Here is a 13,574-nt window from a genome sequence, read left to right as displayed (position 1 = left end):
GGTGACCGGCACGTGCCGGTCACCCCGCTCTCGTTCGAATGGGCAGCTCGCACGCTCCGGGAGGAGAGCGACGCGCGCCGCCGCCAGCTCACTTGGCGAAGTACTTGGTACCGCGACGCTGACCGGTCTTGCGCAGGCTGCCCGCGTCGAGCATGTGCGCGACGGCCTTCTTGGCGGCCGCGCTCGGGACGCGGGTGCCAGCGACGATGGCGCCGACGGCGGAGCCGGGGTTGGCCTTGACGAAGGTCAGGATCTTGTCCATCGCGGGACCGTTCGGAGCGGCGGCCGGACGACCGCGCTTCTTGCCGGTCTTCTTACCGGCCTTCTTGGCGGTGCGCTTCTTGGTCGAACGCTTCTTCGAGGCACGCTTCTTCGAGGCGCGCTTCTTGGTGGTGCGGGCCGGGGTTCCGCCGAGGCCTGCTCCGGTGATCGCCTCTTGGACCGCGGCGACCGCGGCGGCGTGGATCAGGTCGGTGAGGTCGGCCACGAAGGACTCGACTCGCTCTTGGATCTGCGCGTCGATCTGTTTGGTGTTCATTTCAGGTGTTTGCTTGAGCCTTGGGAATGGCGAGCGACAGAACGGTACACAGGCGCACCACCGAATTCACAGAGTTTCGCGGTTCGAATCCATGGAACTGGATCGCGAGACAGGTATCGGCGCCATCGAATCGCCGATGCAAGGACCGGATCGATGCCGTTCCCAAGTGCGTCGAACGACTGTGATTCGGCCAAAATGGCCGCGGCGTTTCGCTTCGCGAATCGGCTCGAAAAGCGCCTTCTAGGCCCAATGCGGGGGGATGGAACGCGCTCGGCGGCAGCCGCGCGCTCACTCAGCCCTTGATCCGATCGCCCGGGGTCTTCTTGTCCGCATTGGCCTCGATGTAGCTCACGACAGCGGTCGCCACATCGACTCCGGTCGCTTCCTCGATTCCCTCCAATCCCGGCGAAGAATTGACCTCGAGGACCACCGGACCGTGGTTGGAACGCAGGAGATCGACCCCGCAAACCCTCAGTCCCATGGCTTTGGCAGCGCGCGTGGCCGTGCTGCGCTCCTCGGGCGTGATCCGCACCGCCTCGGCCGAACCGCCCCGGTGGAGGTTCGAACGGAACTCGCCCGGCGCCCCCTGGCGACGCATCGCCGCCACCACGCGCCCGTCGACCACGAAAGCGCGGATATCGCTCCCCCCGGCCTCGGCGATGTACTCCTGGACCAGGATGTTGGCGTCGAGCCCGCGGAACGCCTCGATCACCGACTCGGCCGCCTTGCGGTTCTCGCACAGCACGACGCCGATCCCTTGGGTTCCTTCGAGCAGCTTGACGACCAGGGGCGCGCCCCCCACCGCATCGATCACGCCTTTCACGTCCTTGGCCGAGTGCAGGAACCCCGTCACGGGCAACCCGATGCCCCGCCCGGCCAGGATCTGCATGCAGCGCAGCTTGTCCCGTGAACGCGAGATCGCCTGGGACGTGTTGACGGTGAACGTCCCCATCATCTCGAACTGGCGCACCACGGCCGTGCCGTAGAAGGTCCGCGAGGCGCCGATACGAGGCACGATCGCATCCACTTCGAGCGGCTTGCCCTGGTAGATCACCTCGGGCCGGTGCGAAGCGATGTTCATGAAACACCGCAGGTAGTCGACGACGACCGCCTCGTGCCCCCGCGCCTCGATGGCTTCTCGGAGCCGCGACGTCGAATACAGCGTCGACTTGCGAGACAGAATGGCGATCTTCATCGTTGTGCCGGACTGGTGATGCGATCGGTGCCCTTGATGCGACGTCCGTTGAGGTACGAACGCGCAGGATCCACGACGAAACGCTGCCGCAGAGCTTGCCGGCCGAGAAGCATCCGAAATCCCATCGCGTCGCGGCTCGCGAGCGTCAGTTCGACGGGGAAGCGCTGCCCGAAGATCTCCATCTGGGTCACGACGACGGGTCGGAGCTGCCGGCGTCCGGTGGAAGGGCGGACGTGGCGGCGCTCCTTGAGCCGCGCCTCGACCTCGACCTGCGGCGTCTCGCGGCGCTGCTCCGGGTGGATCTGGAAGCGGACCCAGGCTTCGCCGTCGCGTTCGAACTCTTCGACGTCCCAGGCGTGCAGCGAGGACGTCCGCGCACCCGTGTCCACCTTGACCTTGATGGAATTCACTCCGAACTCGGGGAGTGCGACCCACTCGCGCCAGCCAATGACAGCTCGTTCCTTCGGTTTGGGCATGGTGCTCGGCCCGACCGCGAGGCGGTGCGAGTGCGGGAACGGTAGATGGACCGGCGTGGTCGCGCAAGCGAGCGCGTGCATGGCGCGCGCACGTCGCGAGCGGACCGACCGCGTTCAGAGCGAGCGGCGCGCGGCCGCAGCCCCACCGAGCGCCGTCGCGAGCGTGCTCTGGCCGGGAAAGGTCGAGTCCCCCACCAACAGCAGTCCGGGACCGAGGACACGCGGCCCCATGTGCAGGTAGTGCGCGAGCGAGCGGCGCCGCGGCACTCCACCGACGTAACCGTCGGAGCGCCCCGTGAAGCGTGCGAACGTCCGCGGCGAGGCCGGCAGGCGGTGAACGATCCCGGCGTGCCACTGCGGCGCGAGGTGCTCGATGCCGCGCGCCATGCGCTGCTGGATCTCCATCACGTACCGGGCGCGGTCGCTGCTGGCGGCGTCGCCGTCGGGACCGCGCTCGTCGAGCGCCAAGTAGCGGTCGAGCGGGACGTGCGTCGAGACGGTGACCGTGCGTCTGCCGGCCGGTGCGCGCGGGCCGCCGCGGCCGAGCCCGGTCGCCCCGCTCTCGTCGCGACCGCTGATGGACATGAAGAGGTGGTTGCCCTCGACGAACGGCGCGCTCGGATCCTGGACGAGTTCGAGGTGCTGGGGCTTCGCGGGCGCGTCCTCGGGCTCGTCGACGACCAGGTACAGCATGCAGGCACCCCACCCGCCGTCCGCGACCCGCCGTGCGTCGCGCTCGAGGCGAGTTCGCGCGATGCGCCGGTCCACGCCCCCCGCATCGAGCAGCCGTGCCGCGTCCTGCGGCAGGAGATTCAGGACGAGCCGTGGCGCCTCCACCTGCCCGCGCGAGGTCCGCACGCGCCACAGCGACTCGCCGTCGACCCGGACCCGTTCGACCGCGCGGGCCCGCCGGGCGTAGCGCACGCCGCTGCCGTCGGGTCCGGCCGTCGCGATCGCTGCCGCCAGTCCGTGCGCCAACTCGCCGATCCCGCCGCGGACGTGGCCCGTGCCGCGGAACGGGTAGTCGAGCGTGGCGAGAGCGAAGGGCGCCTCGGCCTCGCTCGCGCTGGTCTGGATCGTGATCTGGCACAGCGCGTCGAGGACCACGCGCAGCGGTTCGAAGCTCCAGACCCCGTCGCGACGGGCGATGTCGGCCAGCGTCCGCCCGACCGTGCTCAGAAGGGGCGGATAGCGGTGCAGGCGGCGCGCGTGGTGGGCGAGCGCGCGCGGACCGAACGGCGATGCCAGGTCGGGGTCGTCGAGCAACGGCCAGAGCGCGTCAGCCACGCGCCGCTGGCGTTCGAGGAAGCGCTCGATCGCGTCGACCGGCGCCCCGGGGAGCGCGCACAGCCGCCGCTGCCACTCGGCGCGCTCGCGCGGGACGGCGAGCGTCAGGCCGACGGTGCGCAACTCGATCACGGGGTCGAGCCAATCGATCCCGACCTCGATCCGGTGCCGTGCGATCAGCCGCTCGAACCACTGGCCGGCGCCGAAGCCGCTGAACAACGTGGCGCCGGACTCGAAGCGGTAGCCGTCGCGCGTGAACGTGCTCGCGCACCCGCCCGGGTAGACGAGCGCTTCGAGCACGCACGTGGACAAGCCCCGCTCGGCGAACTCGAGTCCGGCGCCCAGGCCACCGAAACCGGCTCCGACCACGACGGCGTCGAAGCGTTCGGGGGCTGTGGCCTCGCGCGCCACGGCGTCAGGCGGCGTCGGCCATGAACTCGGTCCAGACCATCCAACCGACCAGCCCCGCGCGCAGCGTCCAGGCCCCGGTGCGGATCCAGTTCGTCGCCGTCAGCATGCGCGCCGTGCTGGCCTTGAACTGCGCGCCCAACTTGTTGTGCAGCGGCACGCTCACCATCGCCGTCGTGCCCCAGATCAGCAGGATCAGGAGGAAGGCCGACCACTCCACGGCCATCGACGCACCCGGCGTGACCTGGGACATGAGCCGGATGCCCGTCACCAGTTCGACGACCATGAGCGGCGCCACGACGAAGCCCATGCGACGGGTGTAGCGCTGGTGGTAGGCATGGAACCCGGCCTCGCCGACCTGCTCGAACAGGGGGTAGATCGCGAGCTGGACGGTCCAGACGAGCCCGAAGAGCGCGAACGTCGCCGCCGCGTGGATGAGGAGGAGGTCCTGCACGCGCGGAGTTTCGCACGGATCGAGTGGACCGATGCACACGGGTCCGCTCCCGATGCCGCCGGGGGGTCGGTGTCGGCCGAACCGCGTCTGATAGCCTCGACGCGTGCAGTCCGACTCCATCTGCGACCCGACCCGTGCAGCCAGCGGCCGGAGCGAGCGGCCCGCGAGCCACGCGCGCCCGGTCGCCACGTTCGCCGCCCTCGCACTGTTGGCGCTCGCCGCGAGCTGCGGCGGTGACGGCGGCGGTGACGACGGACGCGCCCCCGGGGATTCGCCGGGCGGCGCCTCGAGTGCGACGCGCCCGAACGTGCTCTTCATCAGCATCGACGACCTGCGCTGCGAGCTTCCGGCCTACGGCTCCGAGCACGTGCTCGCCCCCAACCTGACGGCGTTCGCGGACCGCGCGTTGACGTTCGAGCGGGCCTACTGCCAGTTCGCGAGCTGCTGCCCGTCGCGCACCAGCGTGCTGACCGGCGTGCGCCCGGACACGAGCGGTGTGCACGATCAGGACCAGCACTTCCGCGACACGCTGCCGGACGTCGTGACGCTGCCGCAGCACTTCAAGGAGCACGGCTGGACCACGCGCGCCGTCGGCAAGGTCCACCACGGCAACCTCGTGGACGAGCGGTCGTGGTCGGAGCCGTGGATGCCGATCAAGGACGAGGTCGTCCAGTACGCGGACTCGGCGATCGGCGTGGCGGCCCGCGGGCGGGCGTTCGAGGCGGCCGCCGTCGACGACGGGACGTTCCACGACGGACTCGTGGCCCGCCGCGGCGTCGAGGCCCTGACCGAGTTCGCGGCGCGCTCCGGCGGAGGCTCGAACGGCGGCGAACGCGAGCCCTTCTTCCTCGCGCTCGGCTTCCTGCGACCGCACCTGCCCTTCGTCGCGCCGCAGCGCTACTTCGACGCCTACCCGCTGGAATCGATCGAACTCGCCAGCTACCGCGAGCGCCCTGCCGGTGCGCCGAGCAACGCGATCCTCGACGGTGCCGAACTGCGGATGTTCGAGGGCGTGCCCGACGGGCCGCTGCCGGACGAACTGGCGCGCGAGCTGCGCCGCGCCTACTGGGCGGCCACGTCGTACGTGGACGCACAGGTCGGCCTCGTGCTCGACGCGCTCGATCGACTGGGGTTGGCCGACGACACCGTGGTCGTGATCTGGAGCGACCACGGCTACAAGCTCGGCGAGTTCGGCGCCTGGTGCAAGAAGACGACGGTCGAGCTCGACACGCGCGTACCCCTGTTGCTGCGAGCTCCGGGAGTCACGCGCGCCGGTTCCCGCACGGCCGGGCTGGTCGAACTGGTCGATCTGTACCCGACGCTCGCCGAGGTCTGTGGGCTCCCGCTGCCCGCGCACCTCGAAGGCACGAGCTTCGCGCCGCTGCTCGTCGATCCCGAGCGCGCCTGGAAGAGCGCCGTGTTCAGTCAGCAGACGCGCGGGGCGGTTCCCGATCGCATGCGCGTCGGTCTGTCGATGCGGACCGAGCGCTACCGACTGACGCGCTGGGTGCGCATGGCGGATCGGGACGAAGTGCTCGACGTGGAGCTGTACGACCACACGAACGACCCGCTCGAACTGGTCGACGTGTCGGACGCGACCGGACGCGAGGGCGAGCTGGCGGCGCTGACGGAACAGCTGCTCGCGGGTTGGTCGGCCGTGCGCGACGACGTCCGGAGCGCGACGGAAGGGCGCTGATCCTGGGCGCGGGCGAGAGCTAAGCCCTGGGTACGAATCGAGTCGCGCGGCTCGGGTGGACTGCGACGCGCGAGAGCGACGCGCGCGGCCCGGAGTGCGGGCCGGAGTGCGGGCCGGAGTGCGGACCGGGCGCTGCGACCAGGTAGCCTGCGTCCCATGCATCGAAGACTCTCGCGCTCCTTCGCCGCTGACTGCGCCCCGCGTGCCGTCCAACGCGACTCGTACGCTCGGCCCGTGGCGCGGCTGGCCGCGCTCTGTGTCCTCGCGACCCTCGTGGCGTGCGATCACTCCCGTCCCGGACAGGAACCTGCGGCGCCCGACACCGTGATCGAACGCGTCGAGCACGACGGTCAACTGCTCGCGGTGCACGTTCGCGAAGCCTCCGAGTCGCGCGCGTGCATCGTGCTGGTGCACGGCATGACGTGGAGCGCGGTGCCGGACTTCGACCTCGCGGTGGAGGGCGAGGAACTCTCGTTCATGGAGGGGCTCGTCGCGCGCGGAGTGAACTGCTACGCGCTCGATCTGCGCGGATATGGCGCCACCGCACGCGACGCCGACGGCTTCAACGATCCCGACGAGGCGTCGGCCGACCTGCTCGCCGTGGTTGACTGGGTGACCGAGCGCGAAGGATGCCGGCCGACCGTGATGGGCTGGTCCCTGGGCAGCTGGGTCGCCCAACTCGCGGCCCAACGCGCGCCCGAACCAATGGCGGGGCTGGTGCTGTACGGCTGGCCGGGCGACGAGCGCGATTTCGAGGCCTTCCCCACCGCCGACGACCCCCAGCGCATCCCCACCACGGCCGAGGACGCGCGCTCGGACTTCATCACTCCGGACGCCATCTCCGAGCGCGCGATCGCGGGCTTCGTGCGCGCCGCCCTGGCCACCGATCCGGTGCGCATGGACTGGTCCGACTGGTCCACTTTCGAGGAGCTCGACGCCGCACGCGTCACCGTCCCCACCCTCGTACTGCGCGGCGCTCTCGATCCGATCGCCGAGTCGCGCCCCGCCGTCGAGCTCTTCATCGGCCTCGAGCAGGACCAACTGACGGAGGTCGTCGTCCCGGGCTGCGACCACGCGGCCCATCTCGAGCGCGGGCGGTCGGAGTGCCTCGACGCCGTCGCCGCCCACGCCATCACATGGAGCCGCCCGGCGAAACCACAGGCGCGCCCGGGCCGAAGGATCGTGCGATGACGGCCACCCTCCACCATCTCGACGACGCGGTTCGCGGTGAACCCGTCGCGGGCCGCAACCTGAGCGGGAGCACGTTCGGCGAAGAAGTCGGCGAGCGGCCGACGGCGGTCGTGTTCCTGCGGCACTACGGCTGAACCTTCTGCCGCCAGGCCGTCGACGAACTCAGCCAGCTGGCGACCCCGGACGAGGTGCTCCTCGTCGCGCAGGGCACGGTGCAGCAGGCGGACGAGTTCTTCGAGGGCCGCTGGCCGGAGGCGCGGGTCGTCTCCGACACCGAACGCAGGCTCTATCCGGCCTTCGGGCTGCGACGGGCGAGCCTCGGTCAGATGTTCTCGCTGAAGGTCGTGAAGGCCTTCTGGAAGCACCGGATGTACGGCGTCGGCCGGCCGGTCGGCGACACGTTCCTCCTGTCCGGTGCGTTCGTCGTCGCGGGCGCCGACGTCTCGTTCGCCCACCGCGGGGAAACGCCGGCCGACCATCCGAAGTGGAGCGACCTGCTCGAACGGGTGCGACAGGCTCGCGGGGCGCCCACACCTACCTAGTGGTGTGATTCGCTCTCTTGGGGCATTTCCATCGTCCCGTACGGGCGCGCTGCTGCGTTGCGCCTCCTCCGAGACTCACAGCGAAGTCGAGTCGTCGGCGCGCCTTGCATCGCATCCCGTACGGAACGCCGAAATGCCTCAACAGAGCGAATCACACCACTAGGTTCCGACCGCGCAGAGACCGCATCGAACCGGCGGGTGGACGCAGCACCACGCGCGCGACGACGCGATCGCCGCTGGGCGACGGTTGGCTGTGCACAACCCGAGAGTAGGTCGGCGAGACGCGAGCATCGCCATCGCCGGTTGCGTCACCCCCGAACGGCGATCTGGATGCGCAGCTGACCGGAGAGGTTCTCGCCCAGGTCGTCCGGCAGGAGCGCGAACGGGTCGATGCCAGCGCCGCCGACGAGGCCGACCCAGTCGTTGGGGACGCGCACGCGCACGCCATCGATGTACGCCCACTTCCAGGTGGGATCTACTTCCTCACCACGCAGGACGCGCAGCTTCAGGTCGTACTTCGAGTTCCAGTCGTCGATGAGCTCGTCCTGGAGCGCCGCGATCGCCTGCATGTCGAGCACCGTGTCGTCGCCCTCGTCGATCACGGTCACCTCACCGGTCCACGGCGGCCCCGAGGGAGACTTCCCGACGCCCGCGTAGAGGAGCGCTCGAAGCTCCGCATCGATGCGCGCCCGCTCGGCGGCAGGGAGTGCGCGATAGACGCCAGCGGCCGAGTGATCGAAGACGGCGGCGAGGGACGCCGTGTACGGGAGCGTGGTCATGTTCGTTCGCAGCGAGGACGAGCTCGACGGACCAGGGCGTTCACACCGGTCGGTCGCGACGAGCGGGAGGTGGTGGCAGGGAAGCGCGGCGACAGGGCCGCGTGGAAGAGTGTTCGGCGAGACCTCAGGAGCGCTTGCTCGACATTGCGACGCCGCTGACCACTGGAAGGCATGCGTTCACCGACACGCTGCGGAGCAACCCGAGGACTCACTTCGTCCAGCACCTAGAGGTCGCGTACGCCGCGGACGCCCGTCGTCACGTAGCCGCGGCCGCGGTCTCCGACACCGACCAGGTGCGGCTCCTCGAACGTGAGACTGGAGACGCCTCCGAACCACGAGACACCGTAGGAGACCGGTTCCCCGAGCCCGACGACATCGCCGTCGACGTTGCGATACTCGACCGGGGTCGAGGTCCAGATCGAGACGTTGCCGAGTGGATAGCGCAGGCCGAGTGGCCCCAGGGGTCGTCCTTCGCCGACGGCGCCTCCGAATCGGTAGTACTCCCGGAGGCCCCGTAGGACTCCCTCGACTTCGATCGATCCCAGCCTCAAAGGTGTCGCATCCGGGTCGACGATGCCACCGACGAGCCAGTCCTCGCCACCGCGCACGAGGGCGACGGCCTCGGCCATGGTCGGCAGTCGTAGGCCGAAGTAGCTCAAGCAGTTCTGTGCACGATCGAAGTCGAGGTAGGTCGCGGGGAGGTCGAAGAAGCGATCCTCGTCGAAGTCCTCCGCGCCTTCGAACTTCGCGAGCAACCACGCGCGAAACTCGGCCGCAGCGGCAGCACCTTCGATCGCACCGATGGCCTCCAGGGCCTGAGCAAACGTGAGGAGGTCCGGGGCGACGCGGAAGGACGCGGTCTCGACCACCTCGGCGCTGTCCTGCGGCGGCTCGGCGTTCGGAGAGAAGTACGTCCTCCACGACCTCACGGTCTGGGACGGCACGATGACGAGCTCGTCGTCGGGTAGACGCGCGTCGTCCAGGAACGAGATGACCTGGAGGTCCCCTCCGGTCTCCGAGTACGCCTTGTGGTCCCACTCGACCTCCCCGTCGCTCGCGAGTACGCGGTGGATCCCGGTCGGAAGTTCGATCGACGCCTCGCCCACGAACTCGAAGGACTGGAGCGTCTCGGCCCTTCTGCCTTCGAACGGGATCTGCAAGACATCGACCTGTGTCGACACACCCTCGTCGCCGAGAAATCGGACGGTGAAGGTCGCGGACGGCTTCGGATCCGGCCAGAGCGCGAACGCCAACAGCGTCACCAGCGCAGCCGTCACCAGCGCGACCTGGATCCCGCGCCGACTGCGATGAACCCTGCGCTGCGCGCGCTGCGCCACCGAGCGGGGCGCGGCGTGGATCGATTCACCCGCGACGAAGCGCGCGAGTTCGGCCGCCAGCACGGCTGCGGAGGCGAGACGGTCGTCGGGCTCGCGCTCGAGCGCACGCGCGCACAGCACCTCGAGGTCGCGCGGCGCGTCGGCCGCCACCTTGCGTAGGGGCCGCGGCTCGTCGTGGGTGATGCGGTACAGGACCTCGTAGCTGGACGCGCCGAGGAACGGCGTGCGCTTCGCGAGCAGCTCGTAGAGCACGGCGCCGAGCGAGTAGACGTCCGTGCGCCGGTCCACGCTCCGCCGGGTCGCGTCGGCCTGCTCGGGGCTCATGTAGTGCGGCGTGCCGTTGACGTCGCCCGTGAGCGTGACGCCGCGCAGGTCGAGCAACTTGGCCAACCCGAAGTCGATCAGCCGCGGGCGGCCGTCGCGCTCGATCAAGATGTTGTGCGGCTTGACGTCGCGGTGGATGACGCCGGCTTCGTGGGCGAAGTGCAGGGCCTCGGCCATCTGACGCACGAGGTCGGCGCAGACCTTCGGGTCCATGAGGTCCGGGTCGCCTTCGACGGGTTCGCCGCGGAACGCTCGGTCCATCGCGTCGCGCAGGCTCGTGCCCTCGACGAGCTCCATCGCGTAGTAGAACGTGCCGTCGATCTCGCCGAACGCGAGCACCGTCGCGATCCCCGGATGGCGCAGCTTCGAGGCCGCAATGGCCTCGCGTCGGAAGCGCTCGGAGACCGCGTCGTTCCCGCGCAGCACGAGCGGCAGGACCTTGAGCGCGACCTCGCGCCCGAGCGAGCGCTGTTTCGCGCGGTAGACCACGCCCATGCCGCCGCGCCCGATCTCTTCGACGACCTCGAAGTCGTCGATGACGCGCCCGGCGAGGTCCGCCGCCACCAACGGCGGCGGCTCGAGGAACTGCGAGTCGCCATCGCGCACCTCGAGCAAGCGCTCGACCTCGGCGCGCAGCTCCTCGTCGCCGGCACAGGCCTCGCGCACGTACGCCGCCCGGTCGCCAGCGTCGTCGATGTCGCAGGCGGCGTAGAAGACCTCTTCCACGCGCTCCCAGCTGGGCTCGTTCGGTGTGTGGTCGGGCATGGCCAGGTCGAGGAAGTGGGACGATGGAGGTGGGAGGCGGGTCCGAACGTTCGAGTGCGTTGGTCGGTGGAGCGTGGTCAGGAGGCGGTGGTCAACTGCGCAGGCGCGACGCCAACCACGACTTCACCAGTTGCCACTTGCGATCGAAGGACCGCTCGCTGAGTCCGAGCAGAGCGGCGGTGTCCTTGGAGCTCAGGCCGGCGAAGAAGCGCAGATCCACGGCGCGCGCGCCCACTTCGTCCCGGCGAGCGAGGTCCTCGAGAGCCACGTCCAGGTCGACCAGGTTGCCCGAGCGCGCTTCGAACGTCGCGACGACGGCGTCGAGAGGCTCGCGTTCGGCCTCTCCGCCGCGCTTGATCCTCCGACGCGAACGAACGTGGTCGACGAGCACCTGGCGCATGGAGCGCGACGCCACGGCGAGGAAGTGCGCTCGGTCCTCGAAGCGGACGCGGTCGGCGCGGAGCAGCTTGAGATAGGCCTCGTTCACCAACTCCGTGGCCTGGATCTCGCCCGCGGCCCCCATCCGCCGGACCTGGTCGGCCGCGCGGGCACGGAGATCGGCGTAGAGCACCTCGAACAGCCGCGACCGCGCGGCGTCGTCGCCGTCGCGCGCGCGCTGGAGGATCGGCGTGAAGGTCTCGCCGTCGGAGGGGGTGCGTTCGGGGGGATCGGTCACGCCGGCGGTCGGGGATGGGATGGACGGGCTACCGGAGCACGTCGGGACCGAGCCTAGGACCGCGGAGCGACTCGCGGGGAGTCAGAGGCGCGGACGCGACGGCACGGGCCCGACCGAACGGCGGACGGGTCGAGAAATGGGGGAACCCGGCATCCCCGAGGCCGGAGCGAGTCCCGACCCCGGACATGCCGGGAAGGCCGTGCGACGTCGGGCTCGATCGGACCGGTCGGCGGCGAGGTCGGTCCGAAACACCCGCGGCGAGAACGACGAGGACAAGGCGAGAGCTGGTCCCATCCCCGTGCGCGGAGACCGCACACGAAGCCAGCAGCCGGGGTCGATCGTCCACCGCGGATCTACGAGCCGAGCCCGACGAGGCACCGGCACCCCTCAACACGACGAAGCCGACGAGCGGGCGCCACATTTCGTCGGGGAATCCCGCCGGTGCGGGGGCGAAATAGCACAACCACGCCCTCCATATGACATTACGTTCACTCGTCGCCCGGGCGATCCCGGTCCACCCGGGTTCCGCCCCGCTCGAGCGGGAGCGCCCTACCCTGGGCACACCGTTGGCATCCACGTCGGCCCCTTCCCCCTCCTTCGATGCTCGCCTCCGCCCTGCACACCCTCGCGGCCGCCGCGCTCCTCCTCGCCCTGTCGCCGACCGTCCAGGCCCAGAACCTGTGGGTTGTGGACGCCGCCGGTGGGCCGGGCTCGGACTTCACGAACTTCCCTCTCGCGCTGCAGTCGGCGACCGACGGCGACACCCTGCTCGTGCGCAGCGGCGACTACCTCGGCCCGATCGTCCTCGACGACCTCGATCTCACCATCGTCGCGGACAGCGGAGCCGTCGTGGAGGTCGAGCGCGTGGAGATCGTGAACCTCGCCGCGACCAAGTCCGTGACCCTGCGCGGACTGATCACCGAACCCCAGCTCTTCGGTCAACAGTCGAACCTCGTCGTCGACGACTGCGAGGGGCGGATCTGCATCGAGGACTGTCGGTTCGAGGGCGCGTCGTTGATCGTGGGCGGGGTCGTACGCATCGACGACACGCGCGCGGTCACGTTCACCCGCTGCACCCTTTCGCCACCCTCCAGCGGCGGCGGAGCGGCGACGCTGTCGATCCGGCGCTCGGCCGTCGCCCTGTTCGAGTGCTCGGTCGTCGGAGCCGACGCGAGTCCCTCGGTGATCGGACCCGGCGTCGCCAGTGCGGCCGTGCTCGTGGACGATGCGCGCGTGACCATCGCCGCCTGCGAACTCGCGGGCGGAGACGGCGGTCCTGGCTTCATCGGCGCGAATCCGTGCCAGAACGGAGGCGACGGTCGACCGGCGCTCGAGGCGATCGGGACCGGACTCGCCCGCGTCGAGATCATCGACTCCACGGCCACCGGAGGAGTCGGTGGACCTGCGAGCTCGGGCGGCTGCAGTGCGGGCGCCGATGCACCGCCGTTCGTCGTGGTCGCGGGCCAGGTGTCCGCGCTGCCGGGGGTCGCGCCGCGCTTCGCCATGGACTCGCCGCTGCGCTCCGGCGAGCTGCTCGAGTTCGAGCTGTCCGGGCTGCCCGGATCGACCACGTGGATGCTGCTGGGCTTCTCGCCCGGGCTGCTGAAGCCCTACGCCCCGCTGCTGACGGGCGTCGCGGTCGTCGGTGCGCCGGAACTGCTCCTGACCTACTTCCCGATCCCGCCCGACGGCACGCTCGGCGACGAGGACCTGCCGGGCACTCTGATCCTGCCGCCGGGCTTCACGCACCTCGAGCTGTACTTCCAGCCCGTGGCCTTCGAGCCGACGTTCGAGCTGATCGCCGCGTCGCCGACGGCGCTGCTGTTGCTCGATCCGTCGTTCTGAACGGACGCGCGACGAACCTCCGCAGGCACGCACCACCCGTCACCCGCCCCAGCCCGAACAC

Annotated in this window: 13 protein-coding genes; 5 read left to right on the top strand and 8 right to left on the bottom strand. The window is 70.2% G+C overall.

The window, feature by feature from the left end; translation table 11 throughout:
• Positions 1–88: 88 nt before the first annotated feature.
• From Pla163_RS01855 to Pla163_RS01835, 5 genes are all read right to left on the bottom strand, one after another.
• A complete protein-coding gene (locus Pla163_RS01855; RefSeq protein ID WP_145182713.1) occupies positions 89–538 on the bottom strand; it encodes a hypothetical protein in 450 nt (149 codons plus the stop codon).
• Between the two features lie 292 nt (positions 539–830).
• On the bottom strand, positions 831–1,733 hold the full coding sequence (gene rimK, locus Pla163_RS01850; protein ID WP_145182710.1) for a 30S ribosomal protein S6--L-glutamate ligase: 903 nt from the start codon (positions 1,731–1,733) through the stop codon (positions 831–833).
• Positions 1,730–2,209 (bottom strand): ATP-dependent zinc protease family protein, encoded by a 480-nt coding sequence (locus tag Pla163_RS01845; protein ID WP_145182707.1) that lies wholly within the window; start codon positions 2,207–2,209, stop codon positions 1,730–1,732. The genes rimK and Pla163_RS01845 overlap by 4 nt, the downstream gene beginning before the upstream one ends.
• 114 nt (positions 2,210–2,323) lie before the next feature.
• Positions 2,324–3,907, bottom strand: a complete 1,584-nt coding sequence (locus Pla163_RS01840; RefSeq protein ID WP_145182704.1) for a phytoene desaturase family protein — start codon at positions 3,905–3,907, stop codon at positions 2,324–2,326.
• A gap of 4 nt (positions 3,908–3,911) precedes the next feature.
• Positions 3,912–4,358 carry a hypothetical protein gene (locus tag Pla163_RS01835; RefSeq protein ID WP_145182701.1) on the bottom strand — a complete coding sequence of 149 codons (447 nt, stop codon included), beginning with the start codon at positions 4,356–4,358 and terminating at the stop codon, positions 3,912–3,914.
• 103 nt (positions 4,359–4,461) lie between these two features.
• Between Pla163_RS01835 and Pla163_RS01830 the strand changes: the two genes are divergently transcribed.
• The 4 genes from Pla163_RS01830 to Pla163_RS01820 all read left to right on the top strand — a co-directional run bounded on the left by Pla163_RS01830 (position 4,462) and on the right by Pla163_RS01820 (position 7,787).
• On the top strand, positions 4,462–6,054 hold the full coding sequence (locus Pla163_RS01830; protein ID WP_145182698.1) for a sulfatase: 1,593 nt from the start codon (positions 4,462–4,464) through the stop codon (positions 6,052–6,054).
• A gap of 324 nt (positions 6,055–6,378) precedes the next feature.
• Entirely contained in the window at positions 6,379–7,245 is an 867-nt protein-coding gene (locus tag Pla163_RS01825) for an alpha/beta hydrolase (RefSeq protein WP_419186211.1), read from the top strand.
• Complete coding sequence (locus tag Pla163_RS18590; RefSeq protein WP_419186210.1) at positions 7,242–7,379, top strand: hypothetical protein; 138 nt, start codon at positions 7,242–7,244, stop codon at positions 7,377–7,379. Before Pla163_RS01825 ends, Pla163_RS18590 begins: the two co-directional genes overlap by 4 nt.
• Before the next feature lie 54 nt (positions 7,380–7,433).
• Entirely contained in the window at positions 7,434–7,787 is a 354-nt protein-coding gene (locus Pla163_RS01820; protein WP_419186209.1) for an AhpC/TSA family protein, read from the top strand.
• A gap of 308 nt (positions 7,788–8,095) precedes the next feature.
• On the opposite strand, the gene Pla163_RS01815 is transcribed toward Pla163_RS01820, so the two are convergent.
• The 3 genes from Pla163_RS01815 to Pla163_RS01805 all read right to left on the bottom strand — a co-directional run bounded on the left by Pla163_RS01815 (position 8,096) and on the right by Pla163_RS01805 (position 11,668).
• Positions 8,096–8,566 (bottom strand): hypothetical protein, encoded by a 471-nt coding sequence (locus tag Pla163_RS01815; RefSeq protein WP_145182689.1) that lies wholly within the window; start codon positions 8,564–8,566, stop codon positions 8,096–8,098.
• Between the two features lie 224 nt (positions 8,567–8,790).
• Complete coding sequence (locus Pla163_RS01810) at positions 8,791–10,992, bottom strand: serine/threonine-protein kinase (protein ID WP_145182686.1); 2,202 nt, start codon at positions 10,990–10,992, stop codon at positions 8,791–8,793.
• Between the two features lie 91 nt (positions 10,993–11,083).
• Positions 11,084–11,668, bottom strand: a complete 585-nt coding sequence (locus tag Pla163_RS01805; protein WP_419186208.1) for an ECF-type sigma factor — start codon at positions 11,666–11,668, stop codon at positions 11,084–11,086.
• A 600-nt stretch (positions 11,669–12,268) separates the two neighbouring features.
• Here Pla163_RS01805 and Pla163_RS01800 point away from each other — a divergent pair.
• Positions 12,269–13,513: a right-handed parallel beta-helix repeat-containing protein gene (locus Pla163_RS01800; protein WP_145182680.1), complete on the top strand. Its 1,245-nt coding sequence runs from the start codon at positions 12,269–12,271 to the stop codon at positions 13,511–13,513.
• The last annotated feature ends 61 nt before the right edge of the window (positions 13,514–13,574 follow it).

This window comes from Rohdeia mirabilis, assembly GCA_007750655.1.
In the GTDB taxonomy this organism is placed as follows: Bacteria; Planctomycetota; UBA1135; order UBA1135.
Note: the sequence above shows the minus strand (reverse complement) of the source record. Positions and strands in the feature narration are given on the sequence as shown.